At 69.5% G+C, this 14,114-nt stretch carries 15 protein-coding genes and 1 tRNA gene; 6 read left to right on the forward strand and 10 right to left on the reverse strand.

The window, feature by feature from the left end:
• The gene (gene pdhA / locus AKH00_RS01845) at positions 1-1,116 is read right to left on the reverse strand and encodes a pyruvate dehydrogenase (acetyl-transferring) E1 component subunit alpha (RefSeq protein ID WP_050721989.1); all 1,116 of its coding nucleotides are present in this window, start codon (positions 1,114-1,116) and stop codon (positions 1-3) included.
• 170 nt (positions 1,117-1,286) lie between these two features.
• Here pdhA and AKH00_RS01850 point away from each other — a divergent pair, with 170 nt between their 5' ends.
• Positions 1,287-1,760, forward strand: a complete 474-nt coding sequence (locus tag AKH00_RS01850) for an Lrp/AsnC family transcriptional regulator (RefSeq protein ID WP_050721013.1) — start codon at positions 1,287-1,289, stop codon at positions 1,758-1,760.
• Here AKH00_RS01850 and AKH00_RS01855 read toward each other — a convergent pair.
• Positions 1,732-2,631 (reverse strand): alpha/beta fold hydrolase, encoded by a 900-nt coding sequence (locus tag AKH00_RS01855; RefSeq protein ID WP_050721014.1) that lies wholly within the window; start codon positions 2,629-2,631, stop codon positions 1,732-1,734. The two genes, AKH00_RS01850 and AKH00_RS01855, sit on opposite strands and share 29 nt — an antisense overlap.
• A gap of 78 nt (positions 2,632-2,709) precedes the next feature.
• Between AKH00_RS01855 and AKH00_RS01860 the strand changes: the two genes are divergently transcribed.
• The 3 genes from AKH00_RS01860 to AKH00_RS01870 all read left to right on the forward strand — a co-directional run bounded on the left by AKH00_RS01860 (position 2,710) and on the right by AKH00_RS01870 (position 4,809).
• Positions 2,710-3,465, forward strand: coding sequence for an exonuclease domain-containing protein (locus AKH00_RS01860; RefSeq protein ID WP_050721015.1), 756 nt, complete (start codon positions 2,710-2,712; stop codon positions 3,463-3,465).
• Positions 3,446-4,375 carry a helix-turn-helix transcriptional regulator gene (locus tag AKH00_RS01865; protein WP_050721016.1) on the forward strand — a complete coding sequence of 310 codons (930 nt, stop codon included), beginning with the start codon at positions 3,446-3,448 and terminating at the stop codon, positions 4,373-4,375. Before AKH00_RS01860 ends, AKH00_RS01865 begins: the two co-directional genes overlap by 20 nt.
• An 86-nt stretch (positions 4,376-4,461) precedes the next feature.
• On the forward strand, positions 4,462-4,809 hold the full coding sequence (locus tag AKH00_RS01870) for a DUF7882 family protein (protein WP_050721017.1): 348 nt from the start codon (positions 4,462-4,464) through the stop codon (positions 4,807-4,809).
• A 32-nt stretch (positions 4,810-4,841) separates the two neighbouring features.
• Here the strand turns inward: AKH00_RS01870 and AKH00_RS01875 are convergent, their stop codons facing one another.
• The 3 genes from AKH00_RS01875 to AKH00_RS01885 form a co-directional block, all read right to left on the reverse strand.
• Positions 4,842-5,060: a DUF6458 family protein gene (locus tag AKH00_RS01875; RefSeq protein ID WP_050721018.1), complete on the reverse strand. Its 219-nt coding sequence runs from the start codon at positions 5,058-5,060 to the stop codon at positions 4,842-4,844.
• Between the two features lie 117 nt (positions 5,061-5,177).
• Positions 5,178-5,251, reverse strand: a tRNA-Ile gene (locus tag AKH00_RS01880).
• A gap of 29 nt (positions 5,252-5,280) precedes the next feature.
• Positions 5,281-5,817, reverse strand: coding sequence for a gamma carbonic anhydrase family protein (locus AKH00_RS01885; protein ID WP_050721019.1), 537 nt, complete (start codon positions 5,815-5,817; stop codon positions 5,281-5,283).
• A gap of 140 nt (positions 5,818-5,957) precedes the next feature.
• Between AKH00_RS01885 and AKH00_RS01890 the strand changes: the two genes are divergently transcribed.
• Entirely contained in the window at positions 5,958-6,443 is a 486-nt protein-coding gene (locus AKH00_RS01890) for a Dps family protein (RefSeq protein ID WP_050721020.1), read from the forward strand.
• 66 nt (positions 6,444-6,509) lie between these two features.
• On the opposite strand, the gene AKH00_RS01895 is transcribed toward AKH00_RS01890, so the two are convergent.
• From AKH00_RS01895 to AKH00_RS01915, 5 genes are read right to left on the reverse strand one after another with little or no spacing between them, the layout of a single operon-like run.
• Positions 6,510-8,006: an amidohydrolase gene (locus AKH00_RS01895; RefSeq protein WP_050721021.1), complete on the reverse strand. Its 1,497-nt coding sequence runs from the start codon at positions 8,004-8,006 to the stop codon at positions 6,510-6,512.
• On the reverse strand, positions 8,003-8,644 hold the full coding sequence (locus AKH00_RS01900) for an FMN-binding negative transcriptional regulator (protein WP_050721022.1): 642 nt from the start codon (positions 8,642-8,644) through the stop codon (positions 8,003-8,005). The genes AKH00_RS01895 and AKH00_RS01900 overlap by 4 nt, the downstream gene beginning before the upstream one ends.
• Before the next feature lie 41 nt (positions 8,645-8,685).
• Entirely contained in the window at positions 8,686-9,684 is a 999-nt protein-coding gene (locus tag AKH00_RS01905) for an Fpg/Nei family DNA glycosylase (RefSeq protein ID WP_050721023.1), read from the reverse strand.
• Between the two features lies 1 nt (position 9,685).
• Positions 9,686-10,171 (reverse strand): ribose-5-phosphate isomerase, encoded by a 486-nt coding sequence (locus tag AKH00_RS01910; protein WP_050721024.1) that lies wholly within the window; start codon positions 10,169-10,171, stop codon positions 9,686-9,688.
• A gap of 54 nt (positions 10,172-10,225) precedes the next feature.
• Positions 10,226-11,410 carry a ferrochelatase gene (locus AKH00_RS01915; RefSeq protein WP_050721025.1) on the reverse strand — a complete coding sequence of 395 codons (1,185 nt, stop codon included), beginning with the start codon at positions 11,408-11,410 and terminating at the stop codon, positions 10,226-10,228.
• Between the two features lie 124 nt (positions 11,411-11,534).
• On the opposite strand from AKH00_RS01915, the gene pepN reads away from it, so the two are divergent.
• Entirely contained in the window at positions 11,535-14,087 is a 2,553-nt protein-coding gene (gene pepN, locus AKH00_RS01920; RefSeq protein ID WP_050721026.1) for an aminopeptidase N, read from the forward strand.
• Positions 14,088-14,114: the final 27 nt, after the last annotated feature.

The following is a 14,114-nucleotide window of genomic DNA, read 5'->3' on the forward strand; positions in this document are numbered from 1 at the left end:
TCAGGCCTCGCTCTCGAACGACGCCAGATATGCGGCGTACTCGTCCCGCTGGCGCTCGAGCCCCGAGTGCGGCTCTGCGTAGACCCCGTCGAACACCGCGAGCGGCGGCCTGGTCACCATGCCGAGGCACTCCGCGCGCATCCGGCGCGCGATGTCATCGGCCGCGGCCTGGGTCTCGGCGAGGTGCTCCTCGGAGAGTTCGCCGAGGGCGCGCAGATGCGCCTCCAGCCGGGCGATGGGATCGCGGCGGCGCCAGGACTCGAGCTCCTCCGCGTCGCGATAGCGGGTCGGGTCGTCGGCGGTGGTGTGCGGACCCATGCGGTAGGTCACAGCCTCGATGTACGCGGGGCCCGTGCCGGAGCGCGCGTGGTCGAGCGCCCAGCGCATCGCCGCCATGCAGGCGAGGACGTCGTTGCCATCGACGCGGACGCTGGGGATGCCGAAACCGGGCGCGCGGCCGGCGATCGGGTACTGCGACTGCACGGCCACCGGCTCGGAGATCGCCCAATGGTTGTTCTGACACACGAACACGACAGGCGCCTGGTAGGACGCGGCGAAGATCATGGCCTCGTTCACGTCGCCCTGACTCGTGGCCCCGTCGCCGAAGTACGTGACGGCCACCTCGTCCGCGCCGTCGTGGCGGATGCCGAGCGCATAGCCGACCGCGTGCAGGGTCTGTGCGCCGATGATGATCTGCAGCGGGGCGACACGGAGAGCCTCGGGGTCGTGTCCCGCGCCCTCCTCTCCACGCCACATCCGGACGTAGTCGCCGGGCTCGGCGCCGCGCGCGTAGATGACCCCGGTCTCCCGGTAGCTGGGGAAGACGTAGTCCTGCGGGGCGAGTGCACGGGCCGTGCCGATCTGCGTCGCCTCCTGCCCCTGGCAGGGAGCCCAGAGTCCGAGCTGCCCCTGGCGCTGGAGGGCGACGCCCTCCGCGTCGATCCGCCGAAGGACCATCATGTCACGATGCAGGGCACGCAGCTGCGCGGCGTCGACGTCGGCGACGTAGGGGTCGAGCTGCGGGTTCGCCACCCGCTGTCCGTCCGGGGTCAGGATGCGCTCGGAGAGCTCGAGATCCTGGGCGGTGTCGGCGATCGGCGTGATCTGCGGTGACATCATCGTCCTCCTCGTTCGTGGCCGTCCTCGTGGGACGCGGCACGCGGCGGCCGGCATCGTCACCGGCTGCTCCGAGCGTACGTCTGCTCAACACCTCGCTCAAGCAATGAAGAGTCGCTTGAGCATGTTGCTCAATTTGACCGGATCCGACCCTGCTACCCTTTGGCACTATGGCTGGACTCGACCGCATCGATCTGGAACTTCTCGCCGCTCTCGCCGATGATCCGCGGATCACGATCGTCGCGCTCGCCGAGAGCCTCGGGCTCTCCCGCAACACCATCCAGGCCCGCATGGCCCGCCTCGAGCAGACCGGCGTCTTCCTCTCGTACGAGCGGTCCTTCGCCCCCGACGTGCTCGGCTTCCCGCTCCAGGCCTTCGTCAGCATCGGCGTCAGGCAGACCGAGCTCCCGCGCATCATCAACGAACTCGCCCGCATACCCGAGGTGGTGCAGGCGCACGGTCTCAGCGGATCGATCGATCTCCTGGCCAGGGTCGCCTGCAGGGACGCCCGTCACCTGTTCGACACCGACGCGCGCATCCTCTCGATCGAGGGCGTCGAGCGCACCGAGACCTCGCTCGCGATGGGCGAGGTGATCCCGTTCCGGGTGGCGGGGCTCATCGGCCTCGCGCGACGGGAATCCTGAGGTAGCGACGGATCGCGCCGGCGGCCTCGGCCGGCGTCTCGTAGTGGATCAGGTGCCCGACGTGGGCGATCTCGACGAGCTCGGCATCGGCGAACCTTGTCGCGAGCTCCCGTTCGACCTCGATCGGCGTGATGTCGTCGCGTTGCGCGGCGATCAGCAGAGTCGGCACATCGATCGACGCCGCGTACTGGCTCACATCGTGCGACACGCTCGCGACGAAGGCATCGCGCAGCACGTCGCGGTCCGCGAACAGCGAGAAGTACGTGTCGTGCTGATCGTGGATGAAGCGACGCAGCACGGGATCCGATGTCTTGGCCATCGCGATGCTCATGACGCGGACGATGACGCGGTTGCGCAGCAGTGCGGTCCCGAGGCTTTCGGGCAGCCGCGCGCCGAGCGCGTAGTAGAGCACGGCGAGACGTGTCATGACGCCCTTCGGCCCCTCCAGCGCCGGCGCTCCGATCGGGTTCACCAGGATCAGCTTCGGGGTCTCGAGACCCGCGGCGACGGCCGCAGACGTGACGATCGAGCCGAAGGAATGCCCGAGGATCACGGCGCCGGGCGCGACGGAGGCCGCGAACTCCCGCAGCCAGGCGACGTACTCGTCGAGGTCGTACCGGGTTCCGGGCGCGGGTGTCGACTCACCGAATCCGGGCAGGTCGGGGGCGATCACGCACGCCTCAGGGAGGAAGGCGATCACGGATTCGAGGCCGTGGTGATCGCCACGGAACCCGTGCACCGCGAGGATCGTCGTCTCGGCGTCGTGCGATCCGTACACCCAGTACGCCGTGCGCGCGCCCCGCACCTCGACCTCATGGCGCTGCACCGTCAGGCGGCTCAGTCGATCGGCGTACGGCGAGGGCACGGGCATGGCCCCAGTCTAGGCGCGGCGACCTATCGCTTCGTGTCCTTACCCGGCTATGTCGGCGCTCCGTTCTACGGTGAATCCATGCCCCCGCTCCCCCCGCTCCCGTCCTGGGTCACCCGCGTCGCGGTGTTCGATCTCGAGACGACGGGAGTCGATGTCGAGACCGACCGCGTGGTCACCGCCCACGTGGGCCTGCTGGACGCCGGCGGTACCGAGATCGCCGCGCGGAACTGGCTGGCCGATCCGGGCATCCCGATCCCCGAGGGCGCCACGGCCGTCCATGGCGTGACCACGTCGCATGCGCGTGCCCTCGGACGGCCGGCTGCGGAGGTCGTCGAGCAGGTCACTTCCGCACTGCGCTCCCTGCTCTCGCAGGGTGTCCCGGTCGTCGCCTACAACGCCGCCTACGATTTCTCACTGCTCGCCCATGAGGCGCGCCGCCATGGGATCGTCCCTCTCGAGAGCCCCTCCCCGGTCGTCGACCCGCTCGTGATCGACAAGGCGTACGACCGCTACCGTCCGGGCAAGAGGACGCTGCAAGTGGTCGCCGATCACTACGCCGTCCCGCTCGACGACGCGCACGAGGCTGCAGCCGATGCTGTCGCCGCAGGGCGTGTGGCTCAGGCGCTCGCCCGCCGATTCGTCCTGCCGGAGACGCTCACCGAGCTGCACGACCGGCAGATCGGGTGGGCGCGCTCGCAGGCCGCGAGTCTGACGGAGTACTTCATCCGCGTGGGCCGTCTGGACCCCGACGACGCGATCGACGGCACGTGGCCGGTGCGCGGGCACCGTGCCGTCGATTCCGAGGACGGTTCGAGTGCACTTCTCCACCCGTGACGTGACCCGTGTCGAGGAGACGTGGCGCCAGTACGTCCCCTCGGCGACGCTGCACGATGTCGATCCGCAGCGCTTCCGCTTCGAGTGGCACTCGGAGGACCTGGGCGGGGTCGCTCTGGTGCGCTATGACCTCGTGGCGCAGGTGCATTCCACCGTCGAGCCGCAGGACCAGTTCCTCGCGTGTCGGGTCACCGGGCCGGACACCCGCCTGCACTCGGACCGGTACGACCTCGACCCGGCGCGCCCATGGATCTCGGACGGGCCGCGCGTGCACGCACGATGGGATGCCGGCGCACGCGTCACCGCACTCGTCTTCGAACGCACCGCCATCGAACAGGTGGGTCGCCGGATCACCGGCGACGACACCCTCGCGCTGCACGTGACGGATCCGGCGTCCGGCTCGGGGCATGCCGCAGCCGCCTGGGAGCGGACCGTCGCGTATCTCGAACAGAGCGTGGTCGACCTCGGCGAGGACGATGACGTCCTTCGCGCCGAACTCGCACGCCATGCCGCTACGGTGACCCTCGCGACTTTCGCCACCACCGCTCAGCGGCATCGCGTCCGGCCACCCCAGACCGGCCCCGCGCCCGCGACCGTCCGCCGCGCTCTGGATTTCATCGGGGAGAACGCGCACCGCCCCATCACGGTGGATGAGGTCGCCGAGGCCGTGCACATCTCCACGCGCGGCCTGCAGTACGCGTTTCGACGCTCGCTCGATCGCAGCCCCGCCGAATGCCTGCGTCAGGCGCGCCTCGACGGGGCGCACCGCGAGTTGCGTTCCGGGTCGACGAGGACCGTCGCGGAGATCGCACGGCGGTGGGGCTTCAGCCACCCCTCCCGCTTCGCTGCGGCGTATCGCGCGGAATTCGGCGTGCCTCCCTCGGTCACCTCGGGCGCCCATCGCCGATGACACCACGCGCACAGGCTGTGCGCGGCTGCGGCGCGCCCCGGTCTCCGAGAACGGGACCCGCTCGCTCGCACCGTAGATTCCGACGTATGGGATCCCTCTACTACGGCGACTCCGAGCCGATCCAGATCGAAGATCGAGCGCTCGCGCATCTGAAGGTCGTCGTCGCGACCAAGCTCCGCCGCAACGAGAGCTTCACCCTGTCCTGGCGTCACCCGGACGGACAGCCCCAGGGGCGATCGACGATCTGGTTGCACCCGTCGATCCCTTTGCGGTTCGTGTTCCAGGAGCCGGAGACACCCGAACTCAGTCGTCGATGGATCGAGGACCTCGCCCACACCGCGAACTCGAGCGGGGGCATCACCCTCGTCGACGAGCACCTCGAGACGCCGGAGCTGCCGGAGGCCGCGGATGTCCGGGAGACCGGATCGGACTGACGGCGAGGGAGCCGCCGTTCCGATCCGGCGCCTCAGAGCACGTCGTCTTCGACGACGCGATCCCGGACGACGCGGTCCCGACGGCCGCGTCGAGACACCAGCAGGATCAGACCGATCACGAAGGCCAGCGCTCCCGCAGCCATCAGGATGTAGCCGACCATGTCGAGGTCGATCCAGTCCAGTTGGACGTTGAGCGCGAAGACCAGTACCGCGCCGATCACGAATAGCAGGACTCCGGTGCCGATGGTCATGGTGATGCCTCCTCGGGTGGATTGACGGCCCGACACTGCCATCGCGGTCCGAGCGTCTGGAAGGGGCTTGACAACTCGGAGAACCCGGCGGGAATCGTGCAGGGCGAGAGAGAACGGTAGGGCGGGCGGGACTTGAACCCGCGATCGTTGGGTTATGAGCCCACTGCCTTAACCAGCTTGGCCACCGCCCCGTGAGACCCAGCCTAGCGGGCGCCGACGCTCAGGCCGGCGCCGCATCCTCGTGCGTGCGGAGGTGTCCGAGATAGACGTCCGCGTTCGCGATCAGGCCCTCGCGCTCCTCGTCGGTGAGCGCTCGACGGACTTTCGCCGGAACCCCGGCCACGAGCGAGCCCGCGGGCACCTCGGTGCCGCCGAGCACGACCGCGCCCCCGGCGACGAGACATCCCTCGCCGATCACGGCTCCGCTGAGGACGACCGCGCCCATGCCGATCAGCGCGCCGTCGCCGATGGTGCACCCGTGCACCACGGCGTTGTGCCCGATCGACACCTTCGCCCCGATGCGGACGGGGTGCCCGGCGTCCACGTGCACCGACACGTTGTCCTGCACGTTGCTGCCGGGCCCGACGACGATGCCCGCAGAATCCCCTCGCAGAACCGCGTTGTACCAGACGCTCGCCCCGGGTTCGAGACGCACGTCGCCGACGATGCGTGCACCGTCCGCCACGAAGGTCGCCTCGGCGATCGACGGGACCCTGTCTCCGAGGGCGAGAACGGATGCTCCTGATGCGACGCTCATGAGGCGAGCCTACCCTCGCATGCCCGGATTTCCGCGTGATCACGCGGAACTAAGCCGAGCCTTCACTTGCTTGCGGAATGAATCAGGATGAGTAGCGTTGTCTTCACCAGGTACGAAATGACCACTCCGGAGGAGTCACGATGAGCAAGGCACAGACCGTTTCCACCACCGCCAGCGACCCGACGGTCGCGGCCGCTGCAGCCCAGTTCCTCTCGCCGGTCGTCCTCGGCCTCCAGGCCCTCACCATCGACGGCAAGCAGGCCCACTGGCACGTCCGCGGCGCGAACTTCGTCGGTGTCCACGAGCTGCTCGACACGATCGTCGCCCACGCCGGCGACTTCGCCGACACCGCCGCGGAGCGCATCGTCGCCTTGGGCCTCCCGATCGACGCCCGCGTCGCGACCGTCGCCGCCAAGGCCGGCGCCACCGCAGTGCCCGCAGGATTCACGCAGTCCGATGAGCTCGTGCGCGCCGTCATCTCCGATATCGACGCGATCCTCGTCGACGTCAAGGCCGCGATCGACGGACTCGACGAGGTCGACCTCACGAGCCAGGACGTCGCGATCGAGATCATGCGGGGCCTCGAGAAGGACCGCTGGTTCCTCGTCTCGCACATCGCCGCGTAACGACCTGACCGAGAAGGAGGGCGCCGGGATCCGTCCCGGCGCCCTCCTTCTGCGTCGTCGAGCCGCTCAGGCGCGATGCGTGAGGCGTCCGCCGAGCACGGTCGCGGTCACCGGCATCCGGCGGAGCTCCTCGCCTGCCGCCACGAGCGGGTCGAGGCCGCACAGCGCGATATCCGCGACTTCTCCGGGCCGAAGGGACGACCGTACGCTCGCGCGCAGCGCGTCGCCGGTTCCCAGCGCCTCCTCGGGATGCCACGGCTCGCGCGCGTCGTCCGTGCGCTCGACGGCCGCTGAAATCGCCTGCCAGGGGTCGAGAGGAGCGACCGGGGCGTCAGACCCGAACCGCAACTCGACCCCCGCATCCTGCAGAGCGCGCAGCGGATAGCCGATGGATGTCTGCAACGCCCAGTGCGCACCGACGACGTCACGATCGTCGAGGGCATGCTGCGGCTGCACGCTCGCGATCACGCCGAGTCGCGCGAACCGCGCCAGGTCCGCATGGCGGACGAGTTGCGCGTGCTCGATCGTCCCCACGGCGCCGGTCATCGTGAAAGCGTCGAGCGCGGCGGTCACGGCACGGTCCCCGATCGCGTGCACCGCCACCGAGAGCCCCACGCCCGTCGCCCGGGTGAGAAGATCGGTCAGTTCGGCGGGCGGCACCGTCAGCACACCGAAGTTCTCGGGATCACCGGGATAGGAGTGCGAGCAGGCCGCCGTGCGCGTGCCGAGGGACCCGTCGCTGATGATCTTGAGCGCGCCCACGCGGATGAGGCCGCGGCCGGACTCGGGCGTGTCCTCTGCCTCGTGCAGCTCCCCCGTGCGCAGGCCCGCGGCGATCGCGCGTTCCAGGTCGAACGGGTACACGGCGAACTCCACGCGGTGGGAGGCGAACCCGTCGGCGATCCGCCGCGGCCATGCATCCGCGTTCCAGGCCATGTCGAAGTCGACGAGGCCGGTCACTCCCCGCTCCGCGGCCTTCGCACCCGCCGCGATCACGGCGCGGTCGCTGCGGTCGGGATCGACGGCGTTCAGGCGACGCGAGATCTCGAAGGCGTCCTCCTCTCGCAGCACGCCATCCGGGGCACGGAACCCCTCGCGTTGCAGCGCCGCCGAGTTGAGCCAGGTGCTGTGGACGTCGGCGTTGATCAGGTAGGTGGGGACGCTCCCCGTGGCCGCGTCGAGAAGGGAGAGGCTGGGGGCGCCGTTCCACAGGGCATCCCGGAACCCGGCTCCCACACGTCGGCCGTCCGGCAGCGGCGCGGCTCGCCCCATCATCGCCGCGGCCTCCCCCGCGGATCGAGCGCCTCCCAGGTCGACGCGCTCCGCGGCCAGCGCCCACTGCACCGTGTGCACGTGGTTGTCCCACAGGCCCGGAATCGCCCAGGCGCCGGCGGCATCCAGCACCTCTCCCCGCGCCGGAAGAGCACCCGACGGAGCGATGTCCGCGATTACGCCGCCCTCGAGGAACACATCGACCGGCTCGTCGTCCATGAGGAACTCGCTTCCGGGGCCCGCGATCCGCGCGGCCGTGATCGTGCCGATCCGCTCCCCTGGACCGCTCATCGACCGACCGCCGTGCGAGCATCCTGAGCGCGGCGCATCTCGCGAGCGAGCTCCGGCTGCGCGTATGGGCCGTCGCCTTCGAGCGCGGCGATCACGGTCTCGATGGTCTCCGCAGGCTTGTTCTGGCTCAGTTTGCGTTTCGCGACGACCCGGGTCGGGGTGAGTCGGAAGCCGACGGTTCCGGCGGCGAGCCTCGAGACGAACGCCTCGTCGTTCGGACGCTCCCACATCAGTCGCGGATCGGGCATCCGCGCCTCGAACTGCGCGACGAGCCGATCGAGCACCTGCAGGTTCTCCTCGTCGGTCAGGATCTCGGGCACACCCGAGAGATGGACCGCGGTGTAGTTCCAGGTGGGGACTGCCGCGACATCTCCGTACCAGCCGGGCGAGATGTAGCCGTGCGGTCCCTGGAAGATCACGAGCATCTCGCGCTCGCCCAGCCCGTGGATGAGGTCGTCCGGTCGGCCGACATGCGCGACGACCGTGAGGTCGTCGCGGTCTTCGTCGAGAAGCACCGCATAGTGCGACGACACGAGCCCGTCGGGACCGTCGCTGACGATCGTGGCCCACGGATTCGCGGCGATGACCCGCCGGATCTCGGGGACGTCGGCGAGGGTGAAGCTGGGGTTCTGACGCATCCCCTCAGCCTATGGCCGCGCGGTCAGGCCTGGCAGCGCGGTCAGGCCTGGCAGCGCGGACACCAGTAGAGCTTGCGCGCGCCGATCTCCTCGAGGGCGATCTCCGTGCCGCACACGCGACAGGGCAGACCGGCACGATGGTAGACCCAGTGCCTGTCGTCGCGGCTCGCCATCGCCGCCCGGTACTGCTCGGGCGACAGGTCGTCCATGGTCATCATCTGCCCGGTCTCGACGCCGATCGCGAGCAGGCGCACCCAGTCCCGCCACAGGGCGCGCACGACGTCCTCGGGCACCTGCTTGCCCGGGGTGTGCGGGTTCAGCCGTTGACGGTAGAGCATCTCGGCGCGGTAGACATTGCCGATGCCGCTCACCACGGACTGATCCATGAGCAGCAATGCGATCACGGTCTGGGTCTTGCGCACGGCCCGGACGAACCGCTCCTCGTTCTCGGTCGGATCACCCACGAGAGGGTCGGGTCCGAGCTTCGCGACGGTCGCGAGCATCTCCTCCGGGGTCTGCAGCACGCAGGCCGTGGGGCCGCGCAGGTCCGCCGCGGTGATGTCGGTCATGAGACGCAGGCGTACCTGACCGACGACGGGTGGCGGCCACTCCAGGCCCTCATCGGCGAGCCCCTTCGTCTGCTCGGACATCCGCACGTGCACACGCGTGCGGCGCGGGGCTCCGATCGAGGCGAGCGAGTTCTCCCCCGCATCGTCGAGGATCTCGTCATCGACCACGGTGCCGCGCTGGTTCGTCTGCCCCATGCGACCGTTCGCCGACGCGATCGTCGGATCGACGAGGATCTCCCCCGCGAAGTCCCACGCTCCGTAGAGCCCCAGGTGCACGCGGAGCCAGATCGCGCCGTCGAACTCGAGGAACATCTGCTTGCCGACCGCCTGGACGCTCACCGCCTCTCGCCCGTCGAGGACAGCCGCACCTTCCGCGAAGCGCCCCTGCGGGCTCGACGCGCGCACGGGCCTGCCGACGAAGTTCCGGTCGAACTGCCGCGCGATGCGGTGGACGGAATGCCCCTCGGGCATGTCAGGCCCGAGGATCCGGGAGCAGCGAGCCGTCGCGCTCGAAGTCCGCGATCTGGGCGATGCGGCGCACGTGACGCTCCTCGTCCGAGAACGGAGTCGCGATGAACGCGTCGATGAACGACGTGACCTCGTCGAAGGAGTGCTGACGTGCGCCGATCGAGATCACGTTGGCGTCGTTGTGCTGACGCGCGAGCTCGGCGGTCGAGATGTTCCAGACGAGTGCCGCGCGGACGCCCTCGACCTTGTTCGCGGCGATCTGCTCGCCGTTGCCTGAGCCGCCGAAGACGACTCCGAGCGTCTCGACGCCGGCTGCCTGATCGGCGACGACGGCCTGGGCGGCGCGGATGCAGAAGGCCGGGTAGTCGTCCAGCGCGTCGTACTCGATCGGTCCGTGGTCGACGACCTCGTGACCCGCGGTGCGCAGGTGCTCCTGCAGCTGCGTGGAGAAGTCGAGACCTGCGTGGTCTGTGGCGATGTGGATGCGCATGGCTCCCATCCTAGGAGCGCCCGTCGCCGGACCGACGCACGCTCGTCCGCGGGGTCAGGGCGCGACGCCGGCGGCGGCGGGCTTGAACCCGGCGCGGATGTTCTCGCAGCATCCGGGGCGGCACACGTCGAAGCCGCCGGGCAGCGAGGTGACGTGCGGCCGCTCCTCGTTCGGACGCCCCTCGATGCGCTCGAGGATCAGGTCGACGATGCCCGCCACGAACGACGGCGCGACGCCGGGTGTCGGGGTGCGGGTGAAGGCGAGTCCCGCCTCCTCGGCGGCCTCCGCTGCCTCCGTGTCGAGGTCCCAGAGCACCTCCATGTGGTCGCTCATGAAGCCGACGGGCACGACCGCGACGGCCGTGCGGCCGCGTGCGGGGAGCTCTCCGATGACATCGCAGACATCCGGCTCCAGCCACGGCTGCGACGCAGGGCCCGAGCGGGACTGGTAAACGAGCTCCCAGGAGACGTCGGCCGCGGCGGGGATGCTCTCGCGCACACGATCCATCACCCACGCTGCGACGGCGAGGTGCTGAGCCGCGTAGGCCCCACCGTCGCCCCAGTCGATGTCACGCGCGCCGGAGCGCTGGGCGTCCTCGGTCGGGATGCTGTGCGTCGAGAAGAGGATCTGGATGTCGGAGGCCGCAATCCCCTGCGCGAGGAAGCCCTCCACCGCCTCACGCACGCCGGTCTCGAAGGACTCCACGAAACCGGGGTGGTCGTAGAACGGACGGATCTTGTCGATCGTGACGGTCTCGCCGAGCCCGGTCTCCTCGAGCACCCGCGCGAAATCCTCGCGGTACTGGCGGCAGCTCGAGAAGGAGCTGTAGGCGCTCGTCGCGAAGGCGAGGAGCGTGGTGTGGCCGGCGTCGGCGGCCTCGGTCACGACCTCCTCCAGATAGGGGCTCCAGTTGCGGTTGCCCCAGTACACCGGCAGGTTCACCCCACGACGGGCCAGCTCTCCCTCGAGCGCCTCCTTGAGGATCCGGTTCTGCCCGTTGATCGGACTCACGCCGCCGAAGTGCCGGTAGTGATGGGCGACCTCTTCGAGGCGCTCATCCGGGATGCCGCGGCCACGCGTGACGTTGCGCAGGAACGGGATGACGTCGTCCTGACCCTCCGGCCCGCCGAAGCCCGCGAGGAGGATGCCGTCGTAGGCGACGGGCGTCGTCACGAAGGGCTCTCCGCCGGCAGCGGCAGCAGAGGCAAAGGGGACGGTGTTCGGCTCGATCGCAGTCACCTCTCCATCCTTTCATCTCTCGGGAGCGAGACAGGCCGCGATGCTGGCGTAGGCTGTCATGGTTGCCGTGGGTGCCAGCTGCGCCGGGTTACGGCAGCGTCCCCTCACCCCTGGGAGTACACCTGTGCCTGGAGAGAACCTCACCCGCATCGAAGCGCAGGAGCGCCGCGACGTCGTCGACACGCAGTCGTACGAGGTGTCCCTCGACCTGACGAAGGGCGCCGAGGTCTTCGGCTCCCGCAGTGTCGTGCGCTTCACCGCGACGCCCGAGAGCTTCACCTTCATCGACCTGATCGCGCGCGATGTCCGCGAGATCTCGCTCAACGGCGAGCAGCTCGACCCCGCGGAGGTCTTCGCCGACTCGCGCATCGCGCTCACCGGGCTGCAGGCCGAGAACGTCCTCGTGGTCGATGCCGACTGCCTCTACACGAACACCGGCGAGGGCCTGCATCGTTTCGTCGACCCGGTCGACGGAGAGGTCTACCTGTACTCGCAGTTCGAGGTGCCCGACTCCCGCCGTGTGTTCGCGGTCTTCGAGCAGCCCGACCTCAAGGCGACGTTCCAGTTCACGGTGACGGCTCCGGCCGCGTGGAAGGTCGTGTCGAACTCCCCCACGCCCGAGCCGATCCTGCACGACGACAGCTCGATCGCCACGTGGGGCTTCGAGCCGACGCCGCGGATCTCCTCGTACATCACGGCTCTCGTCGCCGGACCCTACGAGTCGACCTTCTCCGAGCTCACGAGCGCCTCCGGTCGGGTCATCCCGCTCGGGGTCTACGGCCGCAAGAGCCTCTGGCAGCACCTCGACGCCGACTACATCTTCGACAAGACGCGCGAGGGCTTCGCATACTTCGAGTCCAAGTTCGGCGTCCCCTACCCGTTCGCCAAGTACGACCAGCTCTTCGTACCGGAGTTCAACGCCGGAGCGATGGAGAACGCGGGCGCGGTGACCTTCACCGAGACCTATGTGTTCCGCAGCAAGGTGACGGATGCGGTCAAGGAGCGCCGCGTCGTCACGATCCTGCACGAGCTCGCCCACATGTGGTTCGGCGACCTCGTCACCATGAAGTGGTGGAACGACCTGTGGCTGAACGAGTCGTTCGCCGAGTGGGCGTCGACCATCGCCACCGCGGAGGCCACCGAGTGGACCGAGGCATGGACCACGTTCAACGCCATGGAGAAGACCTGGGCGTACCGCCAGGACCAGCTGCCGTCCACGCACCCGATCGTCGCCGAGATCAACGACCTCGAGGACGTGCAGGTCAACTTCGACGGAATCACGTACGCCAAGGGCGGGTCCGTCCTCAAGCAGCTCGCGGCATGGGTCGGCATCGAGGAGTTCTTCGCCGGTGTCTCGCAGTACTTCCAGAAGCACTCCTGGGGCAACACCGAGCTGAGCGACCTCCTCACCGAGCTCGAGGCCACGAGCGGCCGCGACCTCAGCACCTGGTCGAAGAAGTGGCTCGAGACCGCCGGCGTGAACACGCTCGAGCCGGTCATCGCGGAGGATGCCGACGGCACGATCTCCCGGTTCGCCGTGACCCAGACGGCTCCGGCCGACTACTCGACGATCCGTCCGCACCGCCTCGGCATCGGTTTCTACTCCCTCACAAACGGCGCTCTCGTGCGCAGTCACTACGCCGAGGTCGACGTCGACGGCGATCGCACCGAGGTCCCCGAGCTCGTGGGCCTGAAGCGCCCCGACCTCGTGCTGCTGAACGACAACGACCTGGCCTACGCGAAGATCCGGCTCGACGAGCGGTCACTGGCCACCGCGATCGCGCACCTGGCCGACATCAGCGACCCGCTCGCCCGCTCGCTGGTCTGGGGCGCCGCCTGGGACCAGACACGGGATGCCGAGACGGCCGCGTCCGACTACATCGATCTCGTGCTGGGCAACATCGGCCGCGAGACCGAGTCGACCACGGTGCGCACCACTCTCGCGCAGCTGCGCACCGCCGCGACGCTGTACGTGACGCCCGAGAACCGCGCCGCTGCCCGCCAGAAGGTCGCCGATGGCCTGTGGGCGCTCGCGGAGGGCGCGGAGGCCGGCAGCGACAGCCAGCTGCAGTTCGTCACCGCGTTCGCCGGCGCGCTCGTCACCCCCGAGCACGCGGGAGTCGTCGGTCGCCTGCGCTCCGGTGAGGACACGCTGCCCGGGCTCGAGATCGACGCCGACCTGAACTGGCAGCTGCTGGTCGGACTCGCCACGATCGGCGCGACCGATGCCGCGGCGATCGACGCGGCGCTCGCAGCGGACAACACGGCCAAGGGCGGCGAGTTCGCGGCTCAGGCCCGCGCCGCACTGCCCGACGTCGCCTCCAAGAAGGCGGCCTGGGCATCGCTGATCGAACGCGACGACGCACCGAACACCATCGTGCGCTCCGCGGCGCTCGGCTTCGTCCATCCGGCCGGCGCCGAGGTGCTCCGGGAGTTCGTCCAGCCGTACTTCGACATGCTGCTGCCGATCTGGGAATCGCGGACCTACCAGATCGCCCAGTACCTCGTCGTGGGCCTGTTCCCGACCGCGATCGCCGATGTCGCTCTGCGCGACACGACGCGCGCCTGGCTCGCGGAGCACCAGGATGCCGCCCCCGCTCTGCGCCGCCTCGTGCTGGAGAACCTCGCCGATGTCGAGCGCTCCCTCGCGGCGCAGTCGCGCGACGCGGAGGACTGAGTTCCACTGCGTCTCTCTCAGGCCTCT

It is taken from the genome of Microbacterium sp. GCS4 (assembly GCF_001262495.1).
Taxonomy (GTDB): Bacteria; Actinomycetota; Actinomycetes; order Actinomycetales; family Microbacteriaceae; genus Microbacterium.

Coding starts and splice junctions, on each gene's coding strand:
- pdhA (WP_050721989.1), bottom strand. CDS start 1,116: ATGTCACCGCAGATCACGCCGATCGCCGACACCGCCCAGGATCTCGAG.
- AKH00_RS01850 (WP_050721013.1), top strand. CDS start 1,287: ATGGCTGGACTCGACCGCATCGATCTGGAACTTCTCGCCGCTCTCGCC.
- AKH00_RS01855 (WP_050721014.1), bottom strand. CDS start 2,631: ATGCCCGTGCCCTCGCCGTACGCCGATCGACTGAGCCGCCTGACGGTG.
- AKH00_RS01860 (WP_050721015.1), top strand. CDS start 2,710: ATGCCCCCGCTCCCCCCGCTCCCGTCCTGGGTCACCCGCGTCGCGGTG.
- AKH00_RS01870 (WP_050721017.1), top strand. CDS start 4,462: ATGGGATCCCTCTACTACGGCGACTCCGAGCCGATCCAGATCGAAGAT.
- AKH00_RS01875 (WP_050721018.1), bottom strand. CDS start 5,060: ATGACCATCGGCACCGGAGTCCTGCTATTCGTGATCGGCGCGGTACTG.
- AKH00_RS01885 (WP_050721019.1), bottom strand. CDS start 5,817: ATGAGCGTCGCATCAGGAGCATCCGTTCTCGCCCTCGGAGACAGGGTC.
- AKH00_RS01890 (WP_050721020.1), top strand. CDS start 5,958: ATGAGCAAGGCACAGACCGTTTCCACCACCGCCAGCGACCCGACGGTC.
- AKH00_RS01895 (WP_050721021.1), bottom strand. CDS start 8,006: ATGAGCGGTCCAGGGGAGCGGATCGGCACGATCACGGCCGCGCGGATC.
- AKH00_RS01900 (WP_050721022.1), bottom strand. CDS start 8,644: ATGCGTCAGAACCCCAGCTTCACCCTCGCCGACGTCCCCGAGATCCGG.
- AKH00_RS01905 (WP_050721023.1), bottom strand. CDS start 9,684: ATGCCCGAGGGGCATTCCGTCCACCGCATCGCGCGGCAGTTCGACCGG.
- AKH00_RS01910 (WP_050721024.1), bottom strand. CDS start 10,171: ATGCGCATCCACATCGCCACAGACCACGCAGGTCTCGACTTCTCCACG.